6 protein-coding genes are annotated in these 7,268 nt (G+C 48.8%); all 6 read left to right on the forward strand.

What is annotated here, in order from left to right:
* The coding region (locus VIP81_RS12030) for a LamG-like jellyroll fold domain-containing protein (protein WP_331960462.1) at positions 1-726 on the forward strand (726 nt) is incomplete at its 5' end.
* 211 nt (positions 727-937) lie between these two features.
* The gene (locus tag VIP81_RS12035) at positions 938-2,488 is read left to right on the forward strand and encodes an alpha-N-arabinofuranosidase (RefSeq protein ID WP_331960465.1); all 1,551 of its coding nucleotides are present in this window, start codon (positions 938-940) and stop codon (positions 2,486-2,488) included.
* A 140-nt stretch (positions 2,489-2,628) separates the two neighbouring features.
* Positions 2,629-4,302, forward strand: a complete 1,674-nt coding sequence (locus VIP81_RS12040) for a ribulokinase (RefSeq protein ID WP_331960469.1) — start codon at positions 2,629-2,631, stop codon at positions 4,300-4,302.
* Between the two features lie 7 nt (positions 4,303-4,309).
* Positions 4,310-5,008, forward strand: coding sequence for an L-ribulose-5-phosphate 4-epimerase (locus tag VIP81_RS12045; RefSeq protein ID WP_331960475.1), 699 nt, complete (start codon positions 4,310-4,312; stop codon positions 5,006-5,008).
* Positions 5,009-5,018: 10 nt separating this feature from the next.
* Positions 5,019-6,494: an L-arabinose isomerase gene (araA, locus tag VIP81_RS12050; protein WP_331960478.1), complete on the forward strand. Its 1,476-nt coding sequence runs from the start codon at positions 5,019-5,021 to the stop codon at positions 6,492-6,494.
* Between the two features lie 88 nt (positions 6,495-6,582).
* Positions 6,583-7,268, forward strand: a 686-nt coding sequence (locus tag VIP81_RS12055; protein ID WP_414649338.1) for a sodium:solute symporter family transporter, incomplete at its 3' end; no start/stop codon positions are given.

Genomic DNA, 7,268 nt, shown 5'->3' on the forward strand with positions numbered 1-7,268 from the left:
CTGAATGGCGATTTCGATTATTATTACCCGCCGTTCCTGACTAAGTGCAGAAATGTAGACAGTGCCGTAGTAGGCTGGTCGTTTTACCGCAGTGGGAATGATGTGGTGTTTGTAGTGCATGATGGTACCAATGCCCTGGAAATCACCCCCACAAAAGCTATTGTAGACGGTGACTTCCATGCCATTGCCGCTACCATTACCCATACTAAAGATGCGGGTGGAGGAAATACCTATACCGCCAATGTATATGTAGACGGGGAAGGCAAAGGTTCCGGCACCATCACGGGTGGAGAACCGTCTATTGTGTCCCCAAGCCCGCTGGTCATTGGCTACAATCCTACCGTATGGTATGATGATAACGTGGTGGACATGAACATGGCGGATGTACGTATCTGGAATACGGCGATGCCGGATGATGCCATTAAGAAATACGCCTACGTATCCGATATTGATGCCACACATCCTTATTATAAGAACCTGATTGGCAACTGGCCGGGTAATGATGGTAGCGGTAATAAACTGGTGGATAAAAGTACTTCCCACAGCGATTTCACGATTGTGGGTGCGTATTCATGGGATTACATCGGTGCGTCGATCACGCTTTCCGACAATGCACCTTCTATACATGATGTGCTGCCTTCCATCATGACCTGGATAGGTATTACGTTGCAGGGTGATGATAAGCCGCCCGGAAAGAACTGGTTGCAGGTGATCGGTATTAACTAAGGGTCGATTTATGGTATAGTATAGCAGGGGATGCCGGTAACGGCGTCCCCTTTTTTATGGCCGGGTAGGGTATAATTCTTTACTGTAGGCTGTTTGGGTATAATAAATAATTTTTTTATTCTTTTTAATTGTAAATGTGACAATTATTTTGTTCTTTTGAATTGTCACGGCAAATCACGGTTGCCAGACAGTATATTTTAAAAACCTCGTTATGAAAAAACAATATCATTATATCCGCGCGGGTGTTATAGCCCTGTTGCTTTCCGCGCAGGCCACACAAGCACAGAATACGGTGACTTTCCGTTCTGACGCGCCCACACAAACGATCAACCGCAATATCTACGGACATTTTGCGGAGCATCTCGGCAATTGTATTTATGGTGGTTTTTATGTGGGGGATACTTCTCACATCCCCAATACCAATGGGGTCCGTAAAGATGTGATTGCCGCCCTGCGTAAAATGAAGATTCCCAATCTCCGCTGGCCGGGTGGTTGCTTTGCAGATACCTATCATTGGAAAGATGGGATAGGACCTAAAGATAAAAGACCGGCCATCGTTAATACCTGGTGGGGAAATGTAACAGAGAACAACAGCTTTGGTACACATGATTTTCTGAACATGTGTGAGGAACTGGGTGCAGAGCCTTACCTGTCTGGTAACGTGGGTAGCGGTACCGTGCAGGAACTGGCAGACTGGGTGCAGTATGCCAACTTTGGCGGTAAAAGCCCGATGTCTGACCTGCGGCAGCAAAACGGCCGTCAGGAACCATGGAAGGTTCGTTTCTGGGGCGTAGGCAACGAAGCCTGGGGATGCGGCGGTAATATGCGGCCGGAATATTATGCAGACCTATACCGCAAGTTTGCCACCTTCATGCACAGCGAATGGAAAAATGACCACATTTTCCGGATTGCTTCCGGCGCCAATTCGTCTGACTATAACTGGACCGAAGTACTCATGAAAAATATTTCTTCCGGCTTAATCGAAGGGATTGCCCTGCATCATTACTCCGTTATTGATTGGAACAGAAAAGGAGATGCGGTAGATTTCACCGAGCAACAATACTTTACCACTATGAGAAACGCCTTGTTTATGGACACGCTGATCCGTAAACATAGCGCTATCATGGACAAATATGACCCAAAGAAAAAGATAGCACTCGTAGTAGATGAGTGGGGCGGATGGTATAACGTAGAAGGGGGTACGAATCCCGGCTTCCTCTTCCAGCAAAATACCATGCGCGATGCTATGCTTGCCGGCGCTACCCTCAATATTTTTAACAACCACTCAGACAGGGTACGCATGGCCAACCTGGCACAGGCCATCAACGTGCTGCAATCCGTTATCCTGACCAAAGGAGATACTATGGTACTTACGCCTACTTACTATGTAATGGAGATGTATAACGTACACCAGGATGCTACCCTGATTCCGATAGATGTTCACAGTAACGACTATACGCTGGGTAACGAAAAACTGGCTGCCGTTTCGGCTTCTGCCTCGAAAGATAAGAACGGCGTGACGCATATTTCACTGGTAAACATAGATGCCCATAAAACACAGGAAGTAACGTTAGATACCCGTGGCGGCAGCTATAAATCTATCAGCGGTCGTTTGCTCGCATCTGCCAAACTGCAGGACTATAACAGCTTTACAAAACCTGATAACATTAAACCCACAGACTTTAAGGGCGCTTCGCTGAAGAATAATACTATTAGCGTAAAACTGCCGCCTTTTTCTGTGGTGGTGCTGGAGTTGAGGTGAGAATTACGAATTACGAATTACGAATTACGGAGTTGTGGGGAGAGCATGTTGTAGGTCTTCGAATCGGTCTCCGCGCAAATTCGTAATTCGTAATTCGTAATTCGTAATTCTTTTACAATAAGTGTCAATATTACAATAAAATGAAATCAGCTTACGTAATAGGAGTAGATTACGGTACCGATTCCGTTCGTTCTATCATAGTAGATGTACAAAACGGAAATGAAATAGCTGCTGCGGTATTTTATTATCCCCGCTGGAAAGATGGACTGTACTGCAATGCGGCGCAAAGTCGTTTCCGCCAACATCCGCTGGACTATGTAGAGGGATTGGAAGCAACCATTAAACAGTGTTTGCAGCAAGCCGGCAGCACTGTAGCGGCTAATATCAAAGCTATTTCTGTTGATACCACCGGTTCCAGTCCGGTGGCCGTAGATGAAACCGGTACACCATTGGCCCTCAGCCCCGCCTTCCAGGATAATCCGAACGCCATGTTTGTATTATGGAAAGATCATACCGCGCTGAAGGAAGCCGCTGCGATCAACGCAACGGCGGCTACATTTGAAGAGAACTACCTCCGTTTTGTAGGCGGTATTTATTCTTCTGAATGGTTCTGGGCCAAATTACTGCATATTCTTCGTGCAGACGAGGCCGTTAGGAAAGCCACCTACTCCTGGGTGGAGCATTGCGACTGGATTCCCTTTTTGCTGTCGGGCGGAAAACACGCCAGTCAGCTGAAACGTGGTGTTTGCAGCGCCGGCCATAAAGCCCTGTTTGCCGAAGCATTCGGGGGATTACCACCAGACGCGTTTTTCACCGCCATAGATCCGTTATTACAGGGATTCACACAACGACTCTTTACTAAAACATATACCGCCAGTGAAGCCGCCGGCCACCTGTGCCCGGAATGGTCGGAGCGACTGGGATTGCCTGCCGGTGTAGTGATCGGTATCGGCGCGTTCGATGCACATATGGGGGCTGTAGGCGGACAAATAGAACCTTATCACCTCAGCAAAGTAATGGGTACCTCTACCTGCGATATGCTGGTAGCGCCGATGCACGAGATGGAACATAAGCTGGTAAAAGGGATCTGTGGTCAGGTACCCGGATCTGTTATTCCCGGTATGATGGGAATGGAAGCGGGACAGTCGGCCTTTGGCGACGCCTACGCCTGGTTCAGTAACGTACTGGCGTGGCCGTTACAACAACTGCTGCCTTCCTCTTCCCTGATAGATGCTGCCACCGCCGCGAAGTTGGCAGAGGAAACCAGTGGCAGAATGATCACAGAACTGGCCCGGCAGGCCGCACAGATTTCGCCGGAGGAACATAGTGAACTGGGCATCGACTGGCTGAATGGCCGCCGTACACCAGATGCAGACCAGTCGCTCAAAGGCACCCTCACCGGTTTGAACCTCGCTACAGATGCTCCCCGCATTTTCCGTACCGTAGCAGAATCGACCTGCTTCGGCGCCAAGGCTATCGTAGAACGCTTCGAACGGGAAGGAGTGCCGGTGAAAGGATTGATTGGTATTGGCGGCGTGGCCAAAAAATCGGCCTTCATCATGCAAATGATGGCCGACGTGATGAATATGCCAATCCGTATTCACCGCTCTGAACAAACCTGCGCACTCGGCGCGGCCATGTTTGCCGCTACCGCCGCAGGAATTTTCACCCGCGTGGAAGAAGCCATGGAAGCCATGGGACAAGGGTTTGAAAAGACCTATACTCCGGATGTACAACGGGCAGGGATATACGAAAACAGGTACCAGAAATATAAAGCATTAGGCGCCTTTACAGCCGCCATCACCATAGATTAATATTTGTATGCAACAGTATCAGGATATCCGGCAGGCAGCGTACGAAGCCAATATGCAACTGCCTGCATTGGGGTTGGTGATCTTCACCTTTGGTAATGTAAGTGCGGCAGACAGGAAGCTCGGCGTATTTGCCATTAAGCCCAGTGGCGTGCCTTATGCCGAACTAACACCGGAGAAAATGGTGATCGTGGATTTTGATGGCAAAACTGTCGACGGACAATTACGTCCATCTTCCGATACCCTTACCCACGCTGTGTTGTATAAGCACTGGGAACATATTGGCGGTATTGTGCATACCCACTCTACCTACGCTACGGCATGGGCGCAGAGTCAACGTGATATACCCATTTATGGCACCACACATGCCGACCATAACACCGTAGATATTCCCTGCGCTTCCCCCATGTCTGATAACATGATTGCCGGTGACTATGAATACCAGACCGGCTTTCAGATCATGGATGCCTTGACGCAGCGTGGACTCACCTACACCGATATTGAAATGATCCTGGTAGGAAATCATGCGCCCTTCACCTGGGGGGCCACAGCAGCCAAAGCAGTATATAACAGTGCCGTGCTGGAATCAGTAGCGCAAATGGCGTACCTCACCGAATCAATTAACGGTAACGCTCCCCGCCTGAAAGACGCATTGATTAAGAAACATTTTGAACGTAAACATGGCCCCAACTCCTATTATGGGCAATAAACCAAACAACATGATTAATCTGAAAACATTCGAGATCTGGTTTGTCACCGGTAGTCAAAATTTATACGGAGAAGAAACATTAAGACAGGTGGCCGCCCATAGTCAGGAAATTGCCGCTGCACTAAATACAGATGCACGTATACCCGTTACCGTTGTATATAAGCCTACGGTGAAATCACCGGAAGAAATTTACGCCGTATGCATGGAAGCCAACGCTGCCACCAATTGTATCGGTATCGTTACCTGGATGCACACTTTTTCTCCGGCCAAAATGTGGATCCGCGGGCTGAAAGCATTGGCTAAGCCTATCTGCCACCTGCATACCCAATACAACCGCGATATTCCATGGAGTGAAATAGATATGGACTTCATGAACCTGAATCAGAGCGCGCATGGCGATCGTGAGTTCGGATTTATGATGAGTCGCATGCGCATCAACCGCAAGGTGATCACGGGTCACTGGCAGGATCCGGAAGTGTTGGAAGAACTGGGTGCCTGGGCCCGGGTGGCCGCCGGCTGGCACGACTGGCAAGATGCGCGCTTTGTGCGCTTCGGTGATAACATGCGCTATGTAGCCGTAACAGATGGTGACAAAGTAGAGGCAGAATCCAAACTGGGATTCTCCTGTAATACCCATGGTATAGGCGACCTGGTCAGCGTGATTAATGGTATCTCCGATGCCGCCGTCGCCTCGCTCGTGAAAGAATACGGCGATAGCTATACCATTTCATCTGCCCTGTTGCAGGACGTAGCACTGAGAGATGCCGCCAGGATTGAGCTGGGACTGAAAGCATTCCTGGAAGCCGGCCAATATAAAGGGTTTTCAGATACGTTTGAAGACCTGCACGGCATGATTCAATTACCCGGGATCGCAGTGCAACGACTCATGAAGGCAGGCTACGGCTTTGCCGGTGAGGGCGACTGGAAAACAGCAGCGCTGGTGAGAGCCATGAAAGTGATGGGTAGCGGTTTACCAGGTGGTAACTCTTTTATGGAAGATTATACCTATCATTTTGATCCGGCGAATCCGATGGTACTTGGTTCGCATATGCTCGAAATATGTGAGTCCATCGCCGCAGGTAAACCTTCCTGTGAGAAGCATCCGCTGGGAATAGGAGGAAAGTCGGATCCGGTGCGACTGGTATTCAACTCCGCAGCCGGTCCTGCGATCAATGCGTCTTTAGTGGATATGGGCAATCGTTTCCGTTTGCTGGTAAATGAAGTAGAGGCCGTTGCACCGCCGCAGGATTTGCCTAAGCTCCCGGTAGCCCGTGTATTATGGAAGCCTTATCCGGATATGAAAAAAGGATGTACCGCCTGGATTCTCGCTGGTGGCGCCCATCACACCTGTTATAGCCAAAACCTTACTTCCGCACATATGCAGGATTTTGCAGAAATGGCCGGCATAGAACTGGCGTTGATTGGCAAACATACCGATCTGCGCGAGTTTAAAAATGAACTTCGCTGGAATGATGCTGCCTATTAGTTTTTACGCTTTCTGCTTTTGCCACCCGTAAAAGCAGAAAGCATCTCCCTATCAGCCAACAACAAAGCGTTAAAACAACTGACCCGTTATGAAAAACATACTCTCCACCGGCGATATCATCGTCTTTATCATTTACTTCGTCATTGTATCTGTATACGGTTACTGGATCTACCGAAGGAAGAAGAAGACCAGCTCCGATACCAAAGACTTTTTCCTGGCAGAGGGATCTCTTACCTGGTGGGCTATTGGCGCCTCGCTGATTGCCTCCAATATTTCTGCCGAGCAATTTATCGGCATGAGTGGTGATGGCTATTTTGTAGGGATAGCAGTAGCCGCCTATGAATGGATTGCTGCCATCGCGCTTATCATCATTGCCGTGTGGTTTATTCCCATCTACCTGAAGAATAAAATTTATACCATGCCACAGTTCCTGAAAACACGCTACAACGAAACGGTAGCGTTAATCATGGCAATTTTCTGGCTGTTTCTCTATGTGTTTGTTAACCTCACTTCTATTTTATACCTGGGCGCATTGGCCATCAATGGCTTGCTGGGCGGAGAGTACCTGCATGTAGTCATGATTGCGCTCTCTGTTTTTGCGATCATCATCACCTTGGGAGGCATGAAGGTAATTGGTTATACTGATGTGATACAGGTGGGTGTACTCATCATTGGCGGGCTGGCCACCACCTATATGGCGCTAACGCTGGTGAGTGAAAAGTTCGGTATGGGACATAATGCCCTGGCTGGTTTTAATGCCCTGATGAAAGATGC

Origin of the sequence: Chitinophaga sp. (genome assembly GCF_036566945.1) — a bacterium.
GTDB lineage: Bacteria > Bacteroidota > Bacteroidia > Chitinophagales > Chitinophagaceae > Chitinophaga.

Excerpts from the sequence above, each read along its gene's own strand:
- VIP81_RS12035 (WP_331960465.1), top strand. The coding sequence starts at position 938 with ATGAAAAAACAATATCATTATATCCGCGCGGGTGTTATAGCCCTGTTG.
- VIP81_RS12040 (WP_331960469.1), top strand. The coding sequence starts at position 2,629 with ATGAAATCAGCTTACGTAATAGGAGTAGATTACGGTACCGATTCCGTT.
- VIP81_RS12045 (WP_331960475.1), top strand. The coding sequence starts at position 4,310 with ATGCAACAGTATCAGGATATCCGGCAGGCAGCGTACGAAGCCAATATG.
- araA (WP_331960478.1), top strand. The coding sequence starts at position 5,019 with ATGATTAATCTGAAAACATTCGAGATCTGGTTTGTCACCGGTAGTCAA.